Below are 1,134 nucleotides of genomic sequence, written 5' to 3' on the forward strand. Positions count from 1 at the left end.
GTTCGACCAGATCTGGGACCACACGTCCCTCGGGAACGAGGTGAACGCGAGGATGTCCTCTCGTGCTGCATCGAGGTGCCCAGCCACCGCGGGCAGCCGATCGGTCACGTAGTCCAACAGGCGCTCGAACTGGGCATGCACCGCCGGCCCGTCGGGCTGGTCATACACGCTGTGGAGCATGGCCTTCACCGCCGGCCACATGCTCTTCGGGGTCACCGCCATCAGATTCGCCGCGTAGTGCGTGCGGCACCGTTGCCACACGGCCCCGGGCAGGTTCGCCGCCACTGCTTCCACGAGACCGCGGTGGGAGTCCGAGGTCACCAGTCTCACCCCGGCCAGGCCACGGGCCACCAGATCCGCGAAGAACTCGTTCCACGCCGCCCCGGACTCTGTGGTGGCCACCCTCAGCCCGAGGACCTCACGGCGCCCGTCGGCGTTGACCCCGGTGGCGACCATGGCCACCGCGTTGATCACCCGACCGCCCTCACGCACCTTCATGGTCAGGGCGTCGGCGGCGAGGAACACGAACGGGCCGGCCTCGCCCAGAGGCCTGTGACGGAAAGCCTCGATGTGCTCGTCGAGCTCTTGGGCCATCCGGCTGACCTGGGATTTCGAGAGGGAGTCGATGCCGAGCTGACGTACGAGCTTGTCCATGCGCCGGGTCGAGACGCCGGCCAGGTAGCAGTCAGCGACCACGGTGATCAACGCGGACTCGGCACGTTTGCGGCGCTCGAGGAGCCATTCGGGGAAGTACGTGCCGGCCCGGAGTTTGGGGATGGCCACATCGATCGTGCCGGCGCGGGTGTCCAGGGGTCGGTGCCGGTAGCCGTTGCGTTGTGCGGTACGGCTCTGGGAGGCCTGGCCGTACTCGGCGCCGCAGACCGCGTCCGCGTCGGCGGAGAGCAGGGCGTTGATCACGGTCTGCAGCAGGTGGCGCAACAGATCGGGAGAGGCCTCCCCGAGAGCTTCGCGCAGAAGGCGTTCAGGGTCGACAATGTGTGGAGCGGTCATCGTGGTGATGTCCTTTCGAGAGTGCTGTGGAAGGTTCACTCGAAGGCTCCCACGGTGACCGCGTCCGTGAAGGGGACGGTGTTGGCGACCGGGGAGGGTTACACCACTATCAGGGACTCAACT

The 1,134-nt window shown here is 67.3% G+C and carries 2 protein-coding genes; one reads left to right on the forward strand and one right to left on the reverse strand.

Features of this window, described 5'->3' with window-relative positions:
- Positions 1-1,011: IS256 family transposase (locus ACUW6W_RS11720; RefSeq protein ID WP_454180194.1), on the reverse strand; the 1,011-nt coding region annotated here is incomplete at its 3' end.
- On the opposite strand from ACUW6W_RS11720, the gene ACUW6W_RS11725 reads away from it, so the two are divergent.
- Positions 931-1,134 (forward strand): hypothetical protein (locus tag ACUW6W_RS11725; RefSeq protein ID WP_454180195.1); only part of this gene is annotated, 204 nt, incomplete at its 3' end. The genes ACUW6W_RS11720 and ACUW6W_RS11725 overlap by 81 nt on opposite strands.

It is taken from the genome of Micrococcus sp. 093350064-1 (genome assembly GCF_053627955.1).